General features: G+C 65.0%; 20 protein-coding genes and 5 pseudogenes. 12 read left to right on the forward strand and 13 right to left on the reverse strand.

Translation table 11 applies throughout. The annotated features are described in order from the left end of the window. Nucleotides 1-256: 256 nt before the first annotated feature. Entirely contained in the window at nucleotides 257-1,291 is a 1,035-nt protein-coding gene (locus QM806_RS24675; protein WP_095870785.1) for an IS110 family RNA-guided transposase, read from the forward strand. Here QM806_RS24675 and QM806_RS24680 read toward each other — a convergent pair. Both QM806_RS24680 and QM806_RS24685 read right to left on the reverse strand, forming a co-directional pair. Continuing rightward, nucleotides 1,273-1,680: pseudogene (locus tag QM806_RS24680) on the reverse strand (transposase); the annotation flags it as partial. The gene QM806_RS24675 and the pseudogene QM806_RS24680 overlap by 19 nt on opposite strands. 64 nt (nucleotides 1,681-1,744) lie before the next feature. After that, nucleotides 1,745-2,540 (reverse strand): annotated as a pseudogene (locus QM806_RS24685) (acetyl-CoA C-acyltransferase); the annotation flags it as partial. A gap of 508 nt (nucleotides 2,541-3,048) precedes the next feature. On the opposite strand from QM806_RS24685, the gene QM806_RS24690 reads away from it, so the two are divergent. The 5 genes and pseudogenes from QM806_RS24690 to QM806_RS24710 all read left to right on the forward strand — a co-directional run bounded on the left by QM806_RS24690 (nucleotide 3,049) and on the right by QM806_RS24710 (nucleotide 8,225). Next, on the forward strand, nucleotides 3,049-3,429 hold the full coding sequence (locus QM806_RS24690) for a CPBP family intramembrane glutamic endopeptidase (protein WP_133984102.1): 381 nt from the start codon (nucleotides 3,049-3,051) through the stop codon (nucleotides 3,427-3,429). A 277-nt stretch (nucleotides 3,430-3,706) separates the two neighbouring features. Beyond that, a complete protein-coding gene (locus QM806_RS24695; protein WP_120661007.1) occupies nucleotides 3,707-4,048 on the forward strand; it encodes a YciI family protein in 342 nt (113 codons plus the stop codon). 472 nt (nucleotides 4,049-4,520) lie between these two features. Then, nucleotides 4,521-4,729 (forward strand): annotated as a pseudogene (locus tag QM806_RS24700) (MmgE/PrpD family protein); the annotation flags it as partial. A 57-nt stretch (nucleotides 4,730-4,786) separates the two neighbouring features. Continuing rightward, a complete protein-coding gene (locus QM806_RS24705; RefSeq protein ID WP_133984100.1) occupies nucleotides 4,787-5,659 on the forward strand; it encodes an LLM class F420-dependent oxidoreductase in 873 nt (290 codons plus the stop codon). Nucleotides 5,660-5,984: 325 nt separating this feature from the next. After that, nucleotides 5,985-8,225 carry an NADP-dependent isocitrate dehydrogenase gene (locus tag QM806_RS24710; protein ID WP_283293170.1) on the forward strand — a complete coding sequence of 747 codons (2,241 nt, stop codon included), beginning with the start codon at nucleotides 5,985-5,987 and terminating at the stop codon, nucleotides 8,223-8,225. An 80-nt stretch (nucleotides 8,226-8,305) separates the two neighbouring features. Here the strand turns inward: QM806_RS24710 and QM806_RS24715 are convergent, their stop codons facing one another. Beyond that, nucleotides 8,306-8,938, reverse strand: a complete 633-nt coding sequence (locus tag QM806_RS24715) for a hypothetical protein (RefSeq protein ID WP_242322924.1) — start codon at nucleotides 8,936-8,938, stop codon at nucleotides 8,306-8,308. 382 nt (nucleotides 8,939-9,320) lie between these two features. On the opposite strand from QM806_RS24715, the gene QM806_RS24720 reads away from it, so the two are divergent. Further along, nucleotides 9,321-9,473 carry a hypothetical protein gene (locus QM806_RS24720; protein WP_164709591.1) on the forward strand — a complete coding sequence of 51 codons (153 nt, stop codon included), beginning with the start codon at nucleotides 9,321-9,323 and terminating at the stop codon, nucleotides 9,471-9,473. Nucleotides 9,474-9,527: 54 nt separating this feature from the next. Further along, entirely contained in the window at nucleotides 9,528-10,433 is a 906-nt protein-coding gene (gene dapA, locus QM806_RS24725) for a 4-hydroxy-tetrahydrodipicolinate synthase (RefSeq protein WP_120661009.1), read from the forward strand. A gap of 90 nt (nucleotides 10,434-10,523) precedes the next feature. On the opposite strand, the gene QM806_RS24730 is transcribed toward dapA, so the two are convergent. From QM806_RS24730 to QM806_RS24750, 6 genes and pseudogenes are all read right to left on the reverse strand, one after another. Then, a complete protein-coding gene (locus QM806_RS24730) occupies nucleotides 10,524-11,159 on the reverse strand; it encodes a GyrI-like domain-containing protein (protein ID WP_242322926.1) in 636 nt (211 codons plus the stop codon). 167 nt (nucleotides 11,160-11,326) lie between these two features. Beyond that, the gene (locus QM806_RS24735) at nucleotides 11,327-11,734 is read right to left on the reverse strand and encodes a YciI family protein (protein ID WP_167118311.1); all 408 of its coding nucleotides are present in this window, start codon (nucleotides 11,732-11,734) and stop codon (nucleotides 11,327-11,329) included. A gap of 180 nt (nucleotides 11,735-11,914) precedes the next feature. Next, nucleotides 11,915-12,619, reverse strand: a complete 705-nt coding sequence (locus tag QM806_RS24740; protein WP_043790449.1) for a hypothetical protein — start codon at nucleotides 12,617-12,619, stop codon at nucleotides 11,915-11,917. Nucleotides 12,620-12,674: 55 nt separating this feature from the next. Next, nucleotides 12,675-12,902, reverse strand: coding sequence for an FAD-dependent oxidoreductase (locus QM806_RS24745; protein WP_240482966.1), 228 nt, complete (start codon nucleotides 12,900-12,902; stop codon nucleotides 12,675-12,677). A gap of 104 nt (nucleotides 12,903-13,006) precedes the next feature. Beyond that, nucleotides 13,007-13,180: pseudogene (locus QM806_RS41755) on the reverse strand (hypothetical protein); the annotation flags it as partial. Between the two features lie 85 nt (nucleotides 13,181-13,265). Continuing rightward, nucleotides 13,266-13,661, reverse strand: coding sequence for a hypothetical protein (locus QM806_RS24750; RefSeq protein ID WP_054247981.1), 396 nt, complete (start codon nucleotides 13,659-13,661; stop codon nucleotides 13,266-13,268). Between the two features lie 354 nt (nucleotides 13,662-14,015). Between QM806_RS24750 and QM806_RS24755 the strand changes: the two genes are divergently transcribed. Beyond that, nucleotides 14,016-14,318, forward strand: coding sequence for a hypothetical protein (locus QM806_RS24755; protein ID WP_005263763.1), 303 nt, complete (start codon nucleotides 14,016-14,018; stop codon nucleotides 14,316-14,318). Nucleotides 14,319-14,607: 289 nt separating this feature from the next. On the opposite strand, the gene QM806_RS24760 is transcribed toward QM806_RS24755, so the two are convergent. The 4 genes and pseudogenes from QM806_RS24760 to QM806_RS41760 all read right to left on the reverse strand — a co-directional run. Continuing rightward, nucleotides 14,608-15,069: a CinA family protein gene (locus QM806_RS24760; protein ID WP_037206929.1), complete on the reverse strand. Its 462-nt coding sequence runs from the start codon at nucleotides 15,067-15,069 to the stop codon at nucleotides 14,608-14,610. 637 nt (nucleotides 15,070-15,706) lie between these two features. Next, nucleotides 15,707-16,033 carry a hypothetical protein gene (locus QM806_RS24765; protein ID WP_054247982.1) on the reverse strand — a complete coding sequence of 109 codons (327 nt, stop codon included), beginning with the start codon at nucleotides 16,031-16,033 and terminating at the stop codon, nucleotides 15,707-15,709. 115 nt (nucleotides 16,034-16,148) lie between these two features. Further along, a complete protein-coding gene (locus tag QM806_RS24770; RefSeq protein ID WP_054247983.1) occupies nucleotides 16,149-16,595 on the reverse strand; it encodes an Hsp20/alpha crystallin family protein in 447 nt (148 codons plus the stop codon). Between the two features lie 518 nt (nucleotides 16,596-17,113). Then, a pseudogene (locus tag QM806_RS41760) lies at nucleotides 17,114-17,440 on the reverse strand (GAF domain-containing protein); the annotation flags it as partial. 613 nt (nucleotides 17,441-18,053) lie between these two features. Here QM806_RS41760 and QM806_RS24775 point away from each other — a divergent pair. From QM806_RS24775 to QM806_RS24790, 3 genes are all read left to right on the forward strand, one after another. Then, nucleotides 18,054-18,587 (forward strand): STAS domain-containing protein, encoded by a 534-nt coding sequence (locus tag QM806_RS24775; RefSeq protein WP_269592658.1) that lies wholly within the window; start codon nucleotides 18,054-18,056, stop codon nucleotides 18,585-18,587. Nucleotides 18,588-18,624: 37 nt separating this feature from the next. Next, nucleotides 18,625-18,801 (forward strand): hypothetical protein, encoded by a 177-nt coding sequence (locus QM806_RS24780; protein WP_240960820.1) that lies wholly within the window; start codon nucleotides 18,625-18,627, stop codon nucleotides 18,799-18,801. Nucleotides 18,802-19,129: 328 nt separating this feature from the next. Further along, the gene (locus QM806_RS24790; protein ID WP_259465736.1) at nucleotides 19,130-20,260 is read left to right on the forward strand and encodes an FUSC family protein; all 1,131 of its coding nucleotides are present in this window, start codon (nucleotides 19,130-19,132) and stop codon (nucleotides 20,258-20,260) included. Nucleotides 20,261-20,344: the final 84 nt, after the last annotated feature.

The raw sequence follows: 20,344 nt of genomic DNA on the forward strand, positions 1-20,344 counted from the left end.
CCAGTCCAGCGGGGCGGACGCCGCATCGGTGGCCGCGTGCACGCTGACCGCGATCCCAGTGTCACCATTGAAGGTGTTGACCGGTTCGCTCTACCGCGCGATCTGCCTTCGTGGCTTCTGTCAGTTCTGCGGCCGGTCGACACGACAAGGACCGGCCGACCTGGCTTGAGAGGAGCGTGGCGTCGCCCCGACTGGGATATGCCGATCGACCGGTCCATGCCATCCCACCCACTAGCAGGGCAGGAGACATACCACCATGATCGTCATCGGGATCGATGCGCACAAGCGCACCCATACGGCCGTTGTCGCCGATCAGAACGGAAGCCAGCTGTCGACGAGAACCATTCGGACCACCAGCAAGGACCATCTGGCGCTGCTGCGTTGGGGCGCGGAACAATGCGACGATCGCATGTGGGCGGTCGAGGACTGCCGGCACCTGAGCCGCCGCCTGGAGCGGGACCTGTTGGCCGCCGGAGAACGGGTCGTGCGGGTGCCGCCGAAGCTGATGGCGAATGTGCGCGACGGTGCCCGTACCTACGGAAAGTCTGATCCGATCGACGCGCTCGCGGTGGCTCGTGCCGCACTTCGGGAGCCAAACCTACCGGAAGCCCGTCTCGACGGTATGGAGCGAGAAGTCCGGCTGCTGGTCGATCACAGGGACGATCTCGTCGCCGAACGGACTCGCATCATCGGGCGGTTGCGCTGGCACCTGCACGAACTCGATCCTGGCTGGACACCGCCGAAGAGGTTGGATCGGGCCAGCGCCTACGACAAGATCGAGGCCTTCCTGTCGGAGTTGTCGGGGCTCGTGTCGGACTTGGCGACGCGCCTCGTCGACCATCTCCGGCGCCTCACCGTCGAGATCAAGGAACTCGCCACCGAGATCACCACCCGAATCACGGTGCTGGCACCGTCATTGCTGGCCATCCCCGGATGCGCGCCGCTGACGGCGGCCAAGCTGATCGGTGAGACCGCCGGCGTTGATCGCTTCCGGTCCAAGGATGCCTTCGCCCGCCATAACGGAACCGCACCGCTGCCGGTGTGGTCGTCGAACCGCGCACGACATCGTCTCTCGCGTACGGGAAATCGGCGGCTCAATGCAGCAATCCATATCATCGCACTCACCCAGGCTCATTGCCACGACGATGCTCGTGCACTCATGTCCCGGCGTAAGGCCAACGGCGACGGTGGCATGGAAGCTCTGCGCATCCTCAAGCGCAGGCTTTCCGATGTCGTCTATCGCGCCATGCTCGCAGACCGACCATTGATGGGCTCCGCTACCGCTGCTTGACAGAGGAGCAAGTGACAGTTGCCGACCTTGCCGAGGGTGCCCGAGTACTGGCGGGCCACGCCCGGCGAAGCGGGTCCGTCCTTGATGAACCCGGTGTCATCGATGACCCAGGCATCCGGGTCGATCAGACCACACGCCCGGCGGGACAGCGTTTTCCGCACCGGAACCACATCCCACGGCGAGGTGGTCACGAACTGCTGCAACTGTTGATGATCGACCCGCAACCGCTGCGCCATCGGCTGCATCGACTTCCGCCGCCCGTCGAGCATCAACCCCCGCGCATACAGTCCCGCCTTCTCCCGTTGATCCTTACGCGCCAGCGACGAGAACACCTCACCGACAAACGCATCCAACTGTTCCCCGACCCGGTCGAGAGCGGCTGTATCCATGCCCGCATGCTCTCGAGAAGGCCACGAAAACTCGAGCCGACACGCCGAGCTAACAAAGTACTACTAGTGAGATGCCGGAGCCGTTGACGTTGACGTTGGATTGGTCCTCGTGTCCCAGCCCTTGGAGGACAGCGAGGACCTGGACGGCGAAGGCCTCATTGATCTCGATGAGGTCGATATCGTCGAGCTCAGCCCATGCTTGCGGAACAATTTTTGGACGGCGGGGACCGGGCCGATGCCCATCTCCGCCGGGTCGCAACCACAGTCGCCCACCCATGTAGGAAGCCGAGCGGCTCGAGCCCGAGTCTGTCGAGTTGGTCTTCGGCGACGACGAGGCATGCGGCGGCGGCGTCGTTCTGCTGACAGGCGTTGCCAGCGGTGACGGTGCCATCGGGTATGACGGTGCGGAGCCGCGCGAGCTTTTCGGGAGTGGTGTCACCGCGGATGCCCTCGTCGTGGTCGAAGACGATCGTTTCGCCTTTTCGTTGCGGAACTTTGACGGGGACAACCTCGTTGTCGAACCGACCCTCGGCCCAGGCGGCCGCGGCCCGATGTTGGCTCTGCACCGCGAAAGCGTCGGCGGCCTCGCGGGAGATGGCGTACTTGGCCGCCAGGTTTTCGGCGGTCTCGATCATCCCGGAGATGTAACCGAACCTCTCGACGGGCTGCGCCCGTTCGCGACCACGGTCGAGCCGATCGTGGAGTTTGACCTAGCCTTGCCTTGAGCCCCAGCGCATGTCGGTCGTGTAGAACTCCACATTGCTCATACTCTCGACGCCACCGGCCATGACGACATCGGCTGCCCCGCTCTGAATCATCATCGCGGCGGTGGCGATCGACTGCAGTCCACCTCCGCACCGCTATCTGGGCGCGCTGCCCGGCGTGGACCTGACCCGGTGCTGCGGCGGGTCGTTGGGGTTGAACTCGCCGGTGCCCCGAGGATGCGCGGCGAAGCCGGATACGGTCGGAGTAACTCAGGGGCAGGGCTTATGGGGCAGTGGCAGTTGGTCAGCACGCGCGGCCGGAGGTATCTCGGCGACGAACCGTCCGCCGGTTCGCGCTGGCCGGCCTGCTGTTGCTGGGTGTGGTCCTTTTCGCGTGGAACGCGCCCACCCACGTGGGGTGGGCGCTCGGCGGCCTGGCAGGGTGCCCGCTCCTCTACGGGGTCCTCGCGGTGGGAGTCCTGCGGCCGACCGCGACGTCGACGGTGCGCTCGGAGCTAGGGATCTCACTGAATGGTTGGGACTGGGGCGTCCTCGCCCGAACTCGCGCCGGCGGAAACTCATCAAGATCGCGGTCTGGTGTCTGCTCATTCCGGGGGTACTTGCGTTCTTTCAGTTCGCATTCATCAACAGGTGGGTCGGGGAGGTGTTTCCGGTCACCGATCCCGGGATCCGAGCGGCGCGCGTGGGCCGGGCGGATCTGGTTCTGTCGAGCGGGGTGTACGGGATTTTCGTCTACGCCTTCATCCGCGCTGGCATGCTCGAAGAACTTGCAGCGCGGCTGCTGCCGTTGATCGTGCAACGCTGGCGGCCCGGCGCCCACTTCCTCGTTGCGGCCATCGCCGTCGCCTCCACGGCGTGGTTCTCCTGGGGCCACGTCGAATACGGCACCGCGAACGTCCTTACGGCACTGGTCGGTGGTGTCGTCTACATGGGCCTGGCCCTTTCCACCCGCTCGTTGTGGCCGGCGATCATGGCGCACGGCATCTATGACCTGTTCGTCTTCTGGGTGAGGATTCGGATGTGACGGCCGGGGCCCTGGTCTGCGAGGGCCACCACTCCCGGACGGGTTGTGCCATGCTGCGGGCACAGTGTCGAAGTCGTGAGGGGTGACATGACTGTTCATACGTTGGTGCGTTCCACAGGCAGGCGTGGTTGGACGGTGCGGTGCGATGTGTGTGGTGAGCGCGGTCGTGGAGACGGCGTGTTCCGCCCGTCGGGGTGGGCGGGCGAGTCTTGTGCGCGCCGGCCCGTGTCGGCGAGGATGGGTCCGATCCCTGACGTGCGAAGAAGGAGTCGGCGCGATGACGAAGTACCTGATCTCGTTCCCGAGTGGTGCCATGGATTTTCCCGACGAGGATCTGCAGGCAGCGTCGGATGCGTCGCATGCGGTGGTGGAGGAGGCGAAGGACGCCGGCGTCTGGGTATTCGGCGGTGGAATCGACGAGAGCGTTCCGCCTGTCCTGGTCGATGGGGATGGCACGGTGACGGAGGGCACGTACCCGCAGACGAAGCAGCTCGAAGGCGGCTACACGATATTGGAGTTGCCCTCCCGCGAGTCGGCACTGGAATGGGCTGCGAAGATCGCGGTTGCCTGCCGGTGTGCGCAGGAGGTGCGCACGTTTCATTACGATCCCGCCAGCTGACGGGGTTCGACCTCCCAGCAATCGCATTCGGCTTCGGCTAGATCCCCTTCCCGCCCCACCATCCACCGGGGCAAGACCCGCACCGCCGCCACGTGCACCGCGACCGGCTCGCTCGGGGCGTTCAATCCGTTCACGTCGACTTCCGGGGCCAGGTCCATCACTCGCCGTGAGCCGTGTAGCGCTCCTATTGCTCGTGGCCGAACTCGATCGGCCGGCTGTGGATTCCTGCGGGGGTGAGCGATCTGGTCGTCACGCTCGGGGAGCGTCGCGGCCACATCCGGTTCCTCTCGACGGGTCTCCCTTGTCCGCGAGCACCCGATGCGGGCGCGTTCTCGGGCGTCGTCGTCCGGATCGAAGTCGACCGCAAGCGCAAACATGCTGAACTCTCGGCGGAACGCTCATCGAATTCGCCTGCAGGTGAGCGCCATTCGGGGGGATGCTACCGAGCAGGAGATCCTCGACCTCGACTTTCCTCGCCGTCGCGCGGCACCCAGGACGCGTCGGCCGGGATCTGATTCACGGGCCGGCCACTGGATGGGAGATCCAGATTGCCCTCATTCGTGCAACTGGCTGCGCGAGTACAGGATCGACCACGTCGCACACCTCGGACCGTCCGCAGTCACTGGAATCGCAACCCTACTCGGACTCGACACCGAGACCATCGATCAGGCTGTCGGGAGGCCAAGGTGGTACTGACGATCCCTGGGTAGTCGTCGGCGACAAGCCTAACGTGGAGCTATGGAACTTGGACTGCACATCGCCGACTTCACCTTTCCGGACGGCCCGTCGACCCTCGCGCACGACTTGTCTCGCATTGCCGTCACCGCCGAGGACGTGGGTTTCGCCAAGATCAGCGTCATGGATCATCTCTGGCAGATCGAACCGGTTGGACCGATCGACACCGAGATGCTCGAGGCCTACACCACTCTCGGTTATCTCGCTGCCGTCACGAAGAAGGTGGACTTGCTGGCCTGGGTCACCGCGACTGTCTACCGCGAGCCGGGCCTTCTTGCCAAGGCCGTGACCACGCTCGACGTCCTGTCCAAGGGTCGTGCCTACCTGGGAATCGGCGCCGCCTGGAACGAGGACGAGAGTGTGGGACTCGGGCTCCACTTCCCGCCCACGGCCGAACGCTTCGAACGGTTGGAGGAAACACTGCAGATCTGCCTGCAGATGTGGAGCGAGAACGACGGACCGTTCGAGGGGACGCACTACCAGCTCGGCCGCACGATGAACGTGCCGCAGTCGCTCCGGCGCCCACACCCGCCAATTCTGATCGGCGGTGGGGGTGAGAAGAAGACGCTTCGGCTGGTCGCGCAGTACGCGCAGGCCTGCAACCTGTTCGGCGGACCCGAGGTCGAGCACAAGCTGGACGTGTTGAAGAGCCACTGCGACGCTCTCGGAACCGACTACGACGCCATCGAGAAGACCGTGATGTTCCCACTCGACCCGGGTGCGGGTGGACAGAACGTGGACAGCCTTCTGGGTCAACTCGAGGACTTGTCGAAGCTGGGAGTCACTCACGTTCACGGATGGGTGCCACAAGTCGCGTCGATCACGCCCCTCGAGATCTTGGGCGAGCGCGTGGTTCCGGTGATCGCGGACTGGTGATCTCTCCGACGCACGGATCGCCTGATCGGTCGCCCGCGGTAGCGCCCGCCAGGCCTCGGTGGAGTGCATGGTGGCGAAGCTTCGGCGAGGCCGATGGTGGACGGAAACTGGACGGCGAGGGGCGCAGCCTGGTCCCGGTGAACGCGACCGATGCGCACGTGAACCGCGGAGTGTTCGCATGGTGAACCAAAGTGGTCGAAGTGAATCAAAATCGGGCGCTTGAATATGCTCTGATGATGTCGCACCTAACCTGGACTCGACGCGAGACCGATAGCCTCACGAGGAGCCTATCGACCTCGGAACGAACTGACGCGGGAGAACAATCATGAGCGCCGATAAGCATCCAACCATCATCTACACGCTGACCGACGAGGCGCCGTTACTCGCCACCTACGCGTTCCTGCCGATCGTGCGCACCTTCGCCGGTGCCGCGGGCATCGAGGTCGAGTCCAGCGACATTTCGGTACCGGCGCGGATCCTGGCCGAGTTCCCCGACCGCCTCACCGAAGAGCAGCGCGTCCCGGACAACTTGGCCGAGCTGGGTCGGCTGACGCAACTGCCCGAGACCAACATCATCAAGCTGCCGAACATCAGCGCGTCTGTGCCGCAGCTCCTGGCCGCCATCAAGGAACTGCAGGGCAAGGGCTACCGGATTCCGGACTTTCCGGAAGCCCCCAACACCGACGAGGAACGCGATATCCGGCAGCGCTACGGCAGGATCCTCGGCAGTGCGGTCAACCCGGTCCTGCGTGAGGGCAACTCCGACCGTCGCGCACCCCGGGCGGTGAAGGAGTACGTCCGCAAGCACCCGCACAGCATGGGTGAGTGGTCGATGGCCTCGCGCAGTCACGTCGCGCACATGCGGCACGGCGACTTCTACCACGGCGAGAAGTCGATGACACTGGACCGGCAGCGCACGGTCCGGATGGAGTTGGTGACCGACGGCGGCGAGACGATCGTCCTCAAGGAGGGGCTGACCCTGGGCGAGGGCGACATCATGGACAGCATGTTCATGAGCAAGAAGGCCTTGCTCGACTTCTACGAGGAGCAGATGGAGGATGCGCGCAAGACGGGCGTGATGTTCTCCCTCCACGTCAAGGCGACGATGATGAAGGTCTCGCACCCCATCGTCTTCGGCCACGCGGTGAAGACCTTCTACAAGGACGCCTTCGCCAAGCACCAGAAGCTGTTCGACGAACTGGGCGTCAACGTCAACAACGGCCTCGTCGACCTCTACGACAAGATCGAGACGCTGCCGAGCACGCAGCGCGAGGAGATCATTCAGGACCTGCACGACTGCCATGAGCACCGTCCCGAGTTGGCCATGGTCGACTCCGCCCGCGGCATCTCGAACTTCCATTCGCCCAGCGACGTCATAGTGGACGCCTCGATGCCCGCGATGATCCGCTCTGGCGGCATGATGTACGGCGCCGACGGGCGACTCAAGGACGCCAAGGCGGTGATGCCGGAATCCACTTTCGCGCGCATCTACCAGGAGATCATCAACTTCTGTAAGACCAACGGCGCGTTCGACCCGACGACCATGGGCACTGTCCCCAACGTCGGGCTCATGGCGCAGAAGGCCGAGGAGTACGGCTCGCACGACAAGACCTTCGAGATTCCGGAGGACGGCGACGCCAACTTCGTGGATGTCGAGACCGGTGAGGTGCTGCTCACCCAGCACGTCGAGGCTGGTGACATCTGGCGCATGTGCACCGTCAAGGACGCGCCGATCCGCGACTGGGTCAAGCTCGCGGTCACCCGGGCACGCAACTCCGGCATGCCGGTGCTGTTCTGGCTGGACCCGTACCGCCCGCACGAGAACGAGCTGATCAAGAAGGTCGAGCTGTACCTGCAGGATCATGACACCGAGGGCCTCGACATCCAGATCATGTCGCAGGTGCGCTCGATGCGTTACACGCTGGAGCGGCTGATCCGCGGCATGGACACCATCGCCGCGACCGGCAACATCCTGCGTGACTACCTCACCGACCTGTTCCCGATCCTGGAACTCGGCACCAGCGCCAAGATGCTGTCGATCGTGCCGCTGATGGCCGGCGGTGGCATGTACGAGACGGGCGCCGGTGGGTCGGCGCCCAAGCACGTCAAGCAGCTGGTGGAGGAGAATCACCTGCGATGGGATTCGCTCGGTGAGTTCCTGGCATTGGCCGTCAGCCTGGAAGATCTCGGCATCAAGACCGGCAACGAGCACGCCAAGATCCTGGCCAAGACGCTCGACGCGGCGACCGGCAAGCTGCTGGACGAGAACAAGAACCCGTCGCGCAAGACCGGCGAGCTCGACAACCGGGGCAGCCAGTTCTACCTCGCGTTGTACTGGGCACAGGAACTCGCCGCGCAGACCGAGGACAAGGAATTGGCGGAACGTTTCGCCACCCTTGCCGAGACGTTGACCGAAAACGAGGAGACCATCGTGCGGGAGCTCATCGAGGTTCAGGGCTCACCGGTCGACATCGGCGGCTACTACCAGCCGGACAGCGAGAAGGCCGACGCCGTGATGAGGCCGAGCAAGACTTTGAACACCACGCTGGCGGCCGCGCAACAGTGAGCCCGAACCACTGAACCGCCGGTTCGTGAACTGTGCACGGGTCGAACACTGGTGCGGGGCAGGGTCCTGGCCCTTGTGGGTCAGGGCCGCCCCTCCAGCGCCCCTGTGACCGCCAGGTCGTCGAGCAGCCCCAAAAATGCCCGGGCACAGGGGAGGTCGGCAGTGGCCCCCGCCACGGTGGGCCAGTCGACCTGCTCGCGCAAAGCGCGGGCGACCGGCAGCATCGGCACGAAATCACACCGATGGGAACCGAGACGACGGAGTTTGTCGATCATCAGATCGGTTCCGCTGAGGACAGGCGCCCAGATCTGCCCGATCCGCATCGTCTCGGCCCGCTCGAGGAGTCCCTCCCCGGTCCCGGTGGTACCGGCCGGATACAGCAGGGTGACCCGGAGATCACCGCCGACGACCTGCCGTGACCCGAGGCGGGAGGAAGCGATGGACCGCATCCCACCCGCAGCCAACGCGGTCCGTGCCTCGGTCAGGTGTTCGTCCGAGGCGATGATGGTCACCTGGTGCTCGGCTGGCGGTCCGCCGCGGGCGTAGACGGCGCAGTCCCCGCCGACCGCGAACGGCACGTCAGCGGCCGAGAGGATGGTCACTGCCCGACCCAGCGTCCGCATCAGCTGGGCTTCGCGGGCCGCGACTATTCGAACGGTGGGGTAATCCTCCGTCCGCGGAGAGCAATGGCGCGGCAGGTGCTCGGTGGTCATGACCGGTGGGTACCCGGCGTGTGCGGACCTCAACCGTGCGATGGGCGATCTCGCTTCACGGAGTGCGGCCACAGGCGGTTGATCGAGGGACCTTCGTCAGGGGCGCCGAGTACGGGTCTGCCAGCGTGTCTTCGCCCGTGGTGACTCTTGCAGCAGAAACCGACCGATGGGCATTGTTTTGGCGGTCTCATCGAAATGGTGGACTCCGGTGTAGTCGACTGACCGCCGTCGGTCTGCGCAGCCGCGATAGACGTGCTGGCGGCGTCAATGTCTCATTGGCTCTGTACAATTCGGAGATACCCGATGGTGCTGGAATCGGGACGGCCCGCGGGAGGCAGGAATGGGGTCACACAGCGCGGGTTTTCCTGGAGACTGATGAGTTATGACCGATCAGCTGCATGCCGACCTCACAGAACGTCTCGGCCGGGCGGTCGCCCGTGCCGCCATGGATGGTGATCCCCTGTTCGGTACCGTCGAGATCACCATCGCCGAGCTTGCTGAGCTGCTCGAAAGCCGAACCCCTCCCGGCGAGTGACCGGGGGATGTCTGGTCAGGGTTGTCGCCGGTTCGTCGCGCATACACTAGGGCGATGACCGATTCGTCAGCGCCGGTGGCTCCGTTCGGGCGCGTTCTCACAGCGATGGCTACGGCGTTCACCGTGGATGGTGAGATCGATGAGGAGGCGACTGCTCGGATCGCCGTACATCTGGTCGATCATGGGCACGACGGGCTTGTCGTCTCGGGGACGACCGGTGAGGCGGCCACGACTACCACCGCCGAGGACGGTCGGATCTTGCGAGTGGTCAAGGATGCGGTGGGCAACCGCGCGAAGATCGTTGCCGGGGTGGGAACGAATGACACGCGGCACACACTCGAATTGGCGAGGCAGGCTGTCATGCTCGGAGCTGACGGGTTGCTGCTCGTGACGCCGTATTACAACAAGCCGAGCCAGGGGGGTGTACTGCAGCACTTTCGGTACGTCGTGGAGGCAGTCGATGCTCCAGTCATGGTCTACGACATTCCCGGCCGGGCCGGTACCAAGCTGGCGCCGTCGACGTTCGAGACGATGGCGGAGTGGCCGTCCGTGGTGGCGGTGAAGGATGCCGCCGGAGATCCCACTCAGGCGATCATGTTGCGCGAATTGGGCTATGCGGTCTACTCGGGAGACGACAGCCTCACTCTGGGTTTCCTGGCGTATGGGGCGTGCGGGGTTGTCTCTGTTCTCGGTCACGTGGCAGGCGACGAGATCCGCACCATGATTGACGCCTTCTTGTCGGGGGATGTGGAAACCGCACGGGAGATCAATGCCCGCCTGCAGCCGGCGTTGCATGCGGTCATGGGTGTCCCCAATTACGGCGCGACGACGGTCAAGGGGGCACTGCAGTTGCTCGGAGTGCTGCAGAACAGAACTGTGCGGTCCCCGCTACTTGCCCTCGACGACGGCGAGTACGAGGCGTTGCGGACGGGGCTGCTCGCCTCGGGGTTGCTGCACTGACCGAGCTGAGCATGCACTCAAAGCTGTCGACGCCGACGTTCCCGCCACACATGCTGCTACCCGGCCCCAGCGCACGGGTCGCCATGGTTGTCAGGTGCCGGAGGCAGCACCGGTGGTGATTGGTTGCCTGAGGATCGTGCGTTGCTTCTCGGGCGTGATCCTGCGGAAGTCGTTGAGGTAGATCTCGTGGTGCTTGCCGGACACACATAGTCTGTTGCCGGGGATGAACTCGTCGTGCAGTTGTGCGAGCACGCCTGCTTCGTCGTCGAAAGAGCCGGTGTGCAGTGTCTGCACGCACCGCCCTTCGCTCAGCGCCTCGAGTCGGACGTCGTCCAGACGTATCGGGCGGTTCTTGGCACCGGCCTCTTCGACCGCGGTGGTGAACATGGCCTGGTCGACCCAGTTCGGGGTCATGATCATCATCGTCCAGTCCCATCGCGACTTGTCCCGCACCGTTGTGAAGGAGTCCATGTCGTCTGCCCACCACAAGCCCTCCAGCGGAGGAACGACATAGTCGCGGCCGAGGTCACGCTTGCTGGCGAACTTCAATTTGTACGCGAGGGGGTAGAGCGCTTCGACGGCGTCGCTGAATGCGGGTGAGGTGTTGGGGTCGCCGTGACCGTCGATCATGAGATACTGCATGTCGGGCACATCGACGATCCTGAACTCGCCTCGTGGGGCCTGGTAGGCGGCGAGGGTTTTCTTGAAGTCGGTCTTGTCCGTCATCGGGCACCTGGACTCGCGTAGCGAGCCACACCTTTCTGCCTCCACGAGGCTCGACGATTATGAGAACTGTGGGGTGCGGTTCCGTCTCGGCCGCCACGAGGTGGAGTCCGCGGCGGCCGAGGATCCGCGAGCACCTTCGGGGTACGGGCCGGAGGAGGATCTCGAGGTCAGTCAGTGAGGGTGGGCGGCGCAGTGAGGAACGGGCGCACTTCGAGCCACTCATGGATCGGTTTCCCTCCCGCCCCCGGAGCGGCGGAGAGCTCACCTGCCAGCTCGATGGCGCGGTCGTAGCTGTCGACGTCGATCATCATCCAGCCGGCGATGAGGTCCTTGGTCTCGGCAAAGGGGCCGTCGGTGACCGGTGGGCGACCCTCGCCGTCGTAGCGGACGAACACCCCGTCGGGGGCGAGCGCTTGACCGTCGACGAACTCGCCGGTGCCTTCGAGTCGGTCTGCGAAGTCTTGCATGTACTGGACGTGGGCCGAGATCTCTTCCGGCGTCCACTGGTCCATCGGCACGTCGTTGACCGCAGCAGGGGCGCCGCGGTAGTGCTTGAGCAGAAGATACTTGGCCATTGTGGTTCTCCTCGGTGATGGTGCGGCCCATTGTGGTCGCGTTCATTGTGGAGACGGAGCCAGTCAGGATTTCTCGACACGCCGCCGAAGAATTTTTTGGGGTCTCGTCCGAACCGGGTGCGGGCACTGGTAGTTGCGGTGTCCGGGCGCGTTGTGCACAGCGCTGCGCGACGCAGCACCTCACAGTGTCGGCCGATCGAGCGGACGTCGCAGGGGATCGAGCGCGCCGGCGTCCCGTAGCCGGCCGTATACGCGAACAACCGTGTCGACGTCGCCCGGTGCTGCAATGTGCAGAAGCCGGCCGCTGCTCAGCGTGTCCTGACGGACCGCCTCCGGGCCGTCGGGCACCAGGACTGCGCGGGCCGCGGACAGATAGCCGAACCGGCCGACGACCGGATCGCCGACGGTGAAGCCGGCGTCGTCTTCGAGGGCATCGAGAATGTCGTCGTCGCTCACGTCACCGAAATCCGGTTCCCACACCGACGCAAGCGTTGCGAGCAGTTCGGATTCGGGGACGACGGCGCCGTCGGGCGCATCGACCGTCATCACCAGTGATTGCAGGAGAAACTGCGGGGCACCACCCGCCACGCCGGACAGTTCCACTGCCCACCCGTCCGCACCCGCGTGCATCAGTCGCAATCCGGTCCCCGTCAGGTCCGACCACGCTTCCGCGCCCTGAGCGTCCAGGAGTACCGCTGTCAACTCGTCCGGCGCACAGGCGGTGTCCGGGCCCGACGCGTGAACCTGCCGCCACTCGCCTCGCGCCGGTGGCGCAGCCGCCGGCAGCAGTTCCGTGACGTGCTCCAACGTCTGCCGCCACTGTCCTGCCAGCGTTTCGACCGGCTCCCGCCGCGGTCCCCAGAAGGCCCGCACGACGCGTCGCATTCGAATATGTCCTCCCTCGCGATCCCTACGGTCGTCCGTGCGTCCCCGGGCGGGATCAGGGTCCGCAACGAACAGTGGTGCACCTGATTCTGTCATCAGATGCGTCCTGCCAACTGGAAAGGAAGCATCGATTCCGGATGCTGGTGACCATTTCGGCGATCCCCTCAGCTGTGGCAGGTGCCAGGGTGACCCCCAACATGCAGTGACCGGCGGCAATGTAGAGGCCGCGGTGACCGGGAACCGGGCCGATGGACGGCAGGCTGTCGGGCGTGGCCGGTCGCAAACCGGTACGGGCTCAGTAGCTCCGATGATCGGCAATTGGATGCCCAGGGGAGTGAGAAGCGCGTTTGTCGCGGCACCGAGCGCGATGACCGCGTGGTCGTTGTCCAAGGAGTGGTCCGGCGTTTGTGTCGACCACTTCGCGCCTGCGGGAGTGACGGTCTCCACGGCAGTGTGCTGGAGGACGGTGACGCCCATGTCGGTGACCTTCTCGAGCAGACCTTGGAGCAGGGATTCCCGGTTGACGTGTCGGTCGATCGAGGTGTGGGCGGCGACCTGCACCCCGGGGCCGACGGCAGTACCGCGTTGACGTGCTTCGTCACCGGACAGCTATTCGATGCTGCCCGGGAAGCCCAGTCCTGTCGCCTCACTTCGGCGTGATGGTCTCGGGTACGGAGCCGCTCTCGCCGCGGCCGACGATGAGCGCGATGCATGCTGAGGCGGCCGAGGCTGGGCCCAGACCCGCGCGTACCCAATTCCAGCGATACCAGTCGGTCAGGGTTGTGTGCACCGCCTCGGGTGGGAAAGCAGGGTCGTGCATGGCGAGGTTCGCGTCCACGAAGTAGATCGGGAGGACCAACGGGGTCCCGACCATGCCTACGGTCGCCAGAGTCCAGGCGCGGCGCCCGGGTCGATGACTCTCGACGGCGGAGTAAGTGGTGATGGCGACCATCACTGTCGAGGCGAGGTCGAAGGGGAACACCGCCGCTCCGGTGACGGGGCCGTAGACCGCGAAGTGGTGCAGGAATTCCGCTGGTTCCATGGCAGCCAGGTCGGGACGATCACGGTTTGGCTGAGCAGGGCGCCGCCGGCGAAGGCCGCGGTGGTGGCTACCGCGGCGGTGTCGATGGTATGGGCCGCGCGCCCGGAAGGCGCTGGTCCGCGAGGAGGAGTGATCCACTGAGGGGTCAGGGCCATTGGGCGACTCCATATCTCGTGCCCTCGATGGTTCTGGTCGGTGCTGGTGGTTGACGATTGGTTTTGATGAACGACTGGTTCTAAAATGCGGCGAATGCCCGTGCGAGTACGCCGTCACGGTCGGCGGCGGGAATCACGGATCGGGGGAATCGCCGTGGTTCGCGCAGTAGACTGACGGTCCCCGACGAGGAGGGTCCGATTGCTGATCTTCGGCGAGCCGTACGAGGCGAGTAACGGCATGGTGATCATTACTGTGTCGCGGACAGGCTGGGGTCATCGGGCTGAGCGCCCGGTTGGCATCTACACAGTCGGTGCGGAGGGTGTTACTTGGACGCCCGCCGTCGATGCGAGCTGGCACGCGTTGATCGGGGTCTGCACGGGTTTCGCGGCGGCCGTAATCGGTACGATCGCGGTTTTGCGGCGTCCTCCATGGCCGGAGATGACCGAGCGGGTGATGACCGCGCTTGCGCAGGCGCGGATTGCTGAAAGCCGACATCGGTAGGACATCGATCCGCTCGCCGCACTCCTCCGCGCTGATTGCGATGCACGTGGGCTGGTGCCGCGCATTGGTGGTCGCGCGTCGGACGGTGGTAAGGATCTTCCGTCCCAACCAAGACGAACGCTCCGGCCGGGGTCCACGGCGACGAATTCACGGATTCTGAATGCAGAATCGCCAGGTGCAAGGATGTCGGGTGCCTCGATGCGGCATCCCAGGCCCGCGCCTCGGCGGAGCTGGATCCGGTCTTACGCAGAGGGCATCCGGACCGAAACCACATGGGCGCCCGCATCTATCAGCGCAGTGCGTCCTCGAGCAGGAACAGGGCATGGGCGGTAGTCGCCTCCACCACGTCGCCGGGATCTCCATCGAAGTGCCGCAGCTCGGTGCGAGCGGAACCGTCGGCGAAGACCCCGAACCACACTGTCCCCGGTGGTTGTCCGTCCTGAGATTGGGGCCCGCCGGCACCGGTGACAGCCACCGCGAGATCCGCGCCGAGCAACTCGGCTACTGATGTCACCATCGCGCGGGCACTGGGTTCGCTGACAACCGGGCCGTCGGGAACCTGCAGCAATCCATGTTTCACCGAGCTGGCATAGGCCACGATGCTGCCTCGATACCACTCTGACGACGACGGCGCGGCACCGAGAACGGCGGAAATTCTCCCGCCAGTCAAGGATTCCGCTGTGGCAATGGTGAGTTGCCGATCGCGCGCAGCCACAGAGATCCGTTCCGCACGCTCGTCACACCTACTCATACGCCGCGCACCGCACCCCGGCCGATGCGGCGGGGTCCACAGACACTCGCCATTGCCGCCGCGAGCACAATCACCAACAACATCACATTGATCATCTGGCCTCCATCTCGTGCTTCGAGTAGAACTCGTTGCCGACTCTTCCGGACCTGTAATTCCCGCGAGTGGTGCACCGCTCGCCTTCGACAGATGAACCGGCGCCGGTAATTCTCGGCGGCGCCGCCAGCTACGGGCTGAACCGGGGAGCCTGGTCGTCGTCGCGTCCGGACACGACGACCTGGGTACCGAAATACCCCACGAGGAGTGGGCGTAATCCCCGGATCGCAATCGCCCTACACGCGAGTGCCAATTCGGGAGAACCGCTACCGCGACACCCGACGATGAGCGAGCGCGGGGTGCGGACTGGGACTCCACGAGCTCGTGTCGACGACGACTCGCGGAGTCCCGGCTCGGCGCGACGTGCAGAAAGGAATTCGGGCCGGCGCGTTCACGGACTGGACGCGAGGTACCCCTCAAAGCCGCGACAGCCACCAAGGGGTGCTACCAATCCGGTCAACACACCGCGCGTGCTCACTCTTACCCACCGACCAGGAGCGCAGGGCCTCACTGGGTGTCGACCTCCGGGGCGGGCATGTACAGGTCAGAGGTTGGGAAGAGCCGCGGCGAGGAAGACGAGGCCGGCGGCGATTCCGAAAGCCCCGGTGAGGATGCCGAGGAGCGCTTCCAGTCCCTTGGGCTCGTTCCCTTCGACGGCGGGGTGCCGGTAGGCGGCGATTCCGGCCGCGATGGCGCCGGCACCGAGCAGTATGCCGAACCCGAACATCCAGAACATCACGATCGACAGCGAGCCCAGCATGAACGAGAGGTCGGTGCAGTATTCACCGAGAAGACGGGGCGGCCCGGGCCAGGATGAGCGTGGCACGGATTTGTGGGGATCGTGTCGGAACCCGGTCGTGGTGGCCGTCATCTTTCAGGTCCTCAGAGTGTATGCAGTGGGGGATCGGATATGTTTGTCTTGCACCAGGTCCGGTCCAGCGGTGGCGGTGCACCGCTGAACCGAACCGGCGTGCGTGGTGCGCGGGTCAGGCTTCGATGGGGGTGCGGTCACCGCACGCCACGGGTGAGCCGCCGCGGGTGATCTCGATGCGCCGCGGCTTCGCTCGTTCGGTGACCGGCAGCATCACGCTGAGAACACCGTTGTCGTAACTGGCCGAAATACGGTCGACGTCGATGTTCTCTCCGAGCGACACCTGGCGCCGGTAGCGGCCGCTGAATCGCTCCGATGTCAACCACTGCACACCATCGTCTGGCTGGCTTCGATGGGCGGTCAGGGTCAATACCCCGGCATCGACATCGATGTCGATCGAGCCGGGGTCCATACCGGGCAGATCGGCGTGCAGGACGTAGTGGTCGTCGACTTTGTACAGGTCCATCGGCATGAACCGCGGACGACGCGACGATCCGGTATGAGCGTCCAGCAACGACTGGGTCATCGAGTCGATGTCGGTGAAGGGATCGAAACGCAGCACAGCAACACACCTCCCATGATCAGTTAAGTGGTCCGCCACCTCGGCGAAGCCTCCATCACTGTGCGAAAGCAATTTAGCACTCAGTCACTCCGAGTGCCAGAACTGATGGTGGTGTTTCGTCCTCCTCCTCTTAGTCGTACCCCCGCTACTCGGTGGTTACCGACGAGGAGGGGTCGTCGGCGGGGTGGCGGGACGGCCGTTTCGAATGGGGGTCATGCTTCGGCGAGGGGAGGGGCGTCCCTCGGCCGTGGTGGGTTTATCGAGCCAAGCTCGCGGCCGCGTCGGTGCCGTCCGGCCTCGTCAAATTGGGGCCACGCGGTGCCCGGATCGAGGCCGGGTGCCTCGATCCGGCCTCGACAGCATCGACGGTGTAAACCGTGGGCTCTAGGTGTACTGACCCTTGGTGGATCGGCGGCACGTTCCTCGCCGACCGGTATGTCGCGCGGTCGAACCTGGCCCTCTCGGGAGCGTGACCGATTCTTATCGTCGGTCGATCACCTGCTGAGCGATCGCACTCACGCGGCGTGGGTGGCGAGAACTTCGCCCGCGGCCTCCTCTTCGGAGCCGAACGCGTGCGCAGAGAAAGCAGATAGGTTGAGTGCACCATCTTTCCGTCGGCGGTATACAGCTGAAAGGACATCGAACTGAGAATCCCCAGATCGACTGCGGCCGCCGCGAACTGCGGCCAACGCGGTTCCGAACGAAGATCGTCGCTTCGCACCACGAGATTGTTGAACGCCGCCGCCACACACACGGTCCCTTTCCGAGTTGATGCTGTGCATGGTCAAATTTCTTTAATAGTGGGGAGGTGTGGGCGCGACGGTCTCGAACCTCTTGCCGGAGGCTGAGATCCCGGGCACCGGAATCGCTGGTCTTCGGCGGGGAGGGAAGCGTCCGGTGACGCGCGGGAGCCGGCCGGGCAACAACTACACCCTCCGGTGCCAGGCGAGACCTTCTCCTGGAGCAGATTTGGGCTGGAGTGAGGGCTCTCACCTGGTTCCTCACGCAGACGGTGCGCCCCACGCGAGTTGCCTACCGAAGGGGGTGTTGCGCCCCGGGTTCAGCCGAGACTCTCGGTGACCCGATCGGCTCTTCTGGCGGGGTTAGCGTGTGCGGCTTCGAGGGGGTGGGATCATCCCGTGAGTCCGACGGTGGGCGTGGCGGTGGGTTTGCTTCCTGGGAGATGCGCGTTACCGTGGAGCAGAGGTTGAGTTCACAGCCCGGCAGACAGTGTCCGTCACCGGCTACGATTCTCGGCCTTTTTCTTTTTGAGGTCTTTCGGGCCGGTCCCACCCCGGAGGAACCTCATGACCTATTTCCGTGCCGTTGTCGACTCTCCGGAACAGGTGCAGGCCTGGTTAGCGGACACCTGCCGATGGAACACCACCGCCGCCGGGGCCACCGAGTTCCGGATCGAGATCGACGAGCCCCCCGGCGGCCCGGTCGCTCGGCGAATCGGTGCTGACCGGTCACAATGTTGTCGTCGACCTGCTACATGTTCCTTTTCTCGGGTGCCCCGGGTTCGCCGCATTGCACCACACCGTCACCGATCTGTCGGCGCAGCGGTGCCGCCTGACCGTTGCCGCATCCGCCGATGTGCGCTCGATTCTGGACCGGATCGGCATCGGTGCAGCGGTGCCCTGCTTCGGCACCGTCGCCAACGCAGTCCACGCCGCCCGCTCACCCCAGACCTCCGCCGGCAGCGAGGATCCGACCTTCACGATCCTCGACCGCTCGGGCCAGCGAACTGCTCTCGCGGAGTCCACGCCGTGGGTCCCGGTTGTCCCGGAGGGCAGAGCGTTGCCCGATGACAGCGCCGTGTCGATGCACTGTGTCTGCCGCCGGATGGTCATCGGCCCGGTGACTGTCGCCGGCGGTACCGCCGGCGGCGGGCAACCGACTTTGCGTCAGCCCAAGGGTCCGGACCCGTTGTGTGGCAACCGGTGCGCGGGACCACCAGGGCGGCGATGGCAGCGGAAGCGACGGAGTTGACAGCGCTGAGCCGGATGGTGGCCTTCGGATTGCGGTGGTGCGCCATAGCAGTGGCCCTGCCGGGGTCATCACGGCCGATTTCGGGATGGACAATGTGGCGTTTCTCCGGAAGCTGGTCGCATACCTCGAGATCGCTGCGCCGGCACCCCTGCGGCCGGATCTGGTCGATCGGACGTCGCTCGTCGCCCGTCGACGGCTCTGGCTGGGCACCTGACCAAGCAAGAGTAGACCGATTGGGATTTTATGTTGGTTGTGTTGTGCGCCGAGCATTGTGTCCAGTCTCCGGCGCAAGGACTCGCCGCGGACCAGACCCACCGACCGTCATCGCGGAGATGTGGCGCATCGTGGGGTCCTGCCGGGAGGTCGAGTCGTCGTTCCTCTCCCCGGAGAGGGCGCGTGGCCGGGACCGGGCGCGGCACGAAACGCACGCCCAACGAGTCTTCCAGGCCACCCGTAATCACAAGTGGCACGTCTGCCGCGCAGGACCGAACCGAAATGAGTGACACCGAGCCGATGACTTCTGAACCTGCTGAGTGTTCGACATGAGATGGTTTCTTTCCGCGCAGACCGATATTCAGACGAAGCGACCAAGTGCGGGCGGCTGGGCTAGGTGGTTGCGCAGTGTCCTGCAGCCGCCGGGCTTGGTGTCGACCGTCAAGTGCACTGTGGCAGTGCTTATCGCGTGGTGGGTGGCCGATCGAGTGCTGCAGAGTCCCGAGGCCTTCCTCGCGCCCTACGCCGCCCTGTTCATCATCGGCACCACGGTCCGCAGCTCGGTCACCGCTGCCGCACGTCAGGTCACGGTCGTAGTGCTCGGTGTGCTTGTGGCCGCGCTGGCGGCACGAACCTTGCCCGAACTCGCCGCCATCGCAGGTGCGGTCGCAGTCGGTACGATCCTCGGCCGCAGCCGGTGGTTGGCACCGGACGGAATGTGGGTGGCGATCACCGCGCTGCTGGTGCTGCTGTACGGCACGGCAACAAATCCCACCCTGGTGTTTCATCGTGTCCTCGATGTCACAGTGGGTGTGCTGGTCGGTGTGGCGGTCAACGCTCTCGTCCTGCCTCCCGACAGGCTCTCCACGGCGCGTGATCTGATTCTGCAACGTGCCGAGGAACTCTCCGCCCTGCTCGCCGATCTTGCCCACGGACTACGGTCCGGGCGCCACGATAGTGATCGAGGGCGGCAACGGCTGTGGGATCTGCACAAGTCGACCGGCGCCGGCGCTGCTCTGAGCGAGGGTCGGGAAAGCTTGCGAGGCAACATGCGCAGCGTCGGCTGGGCCAGAGTCGGCGGATCTCGGGTGTACCAGCCGATAGCTACGATTCTCGACGACACATTGCTGCAGGTGTCAGTGCTGGAGATCGCAGTCGAGGCACTCACCGCCTCGGACGATCGGTTGGAAGATCCCGATCAGCTTCGGTGCGAAGCAGCGGGGCTGATCGAAGCGTTTTCCGCCGCATTCGACAAACTCACGTGGGACCCTGCCCACCATCGAGAGCCCTATCTTCACGTCGTGCATACCGCTCTGCCTGATGCCCGCTCGCGCCTCGAGTCCTTCAGGGAGACAGTCCAACGGCATCAACCCTCATCCGGTGCGTTGCAGGCCATCTCGTTGGCGGCGGATGGATTGTGGGCCGCACTGACCGTGCTGGACAATTTCGACGAGCGCTGAGAGCGTCATGAGTATCCAGGTGCAGATCTGTCACTTCAACCGCAGCGGCGGATCAGCGGATGGGAGTCGCTGACGGTCGTCTCA

It is taken from the genome of Rhodococcus sp. IEGM 1351 (assembly GCF_030056875.1).
In the GTDB taxonomy this organism is placed as follows: domain Bacteria; phylum Actinomycetota; class Actinomycetes; order Mycobacteriales; family Mycobacteriaceae; genus Rhodococcus_F; species Rhodococcus_F opacus.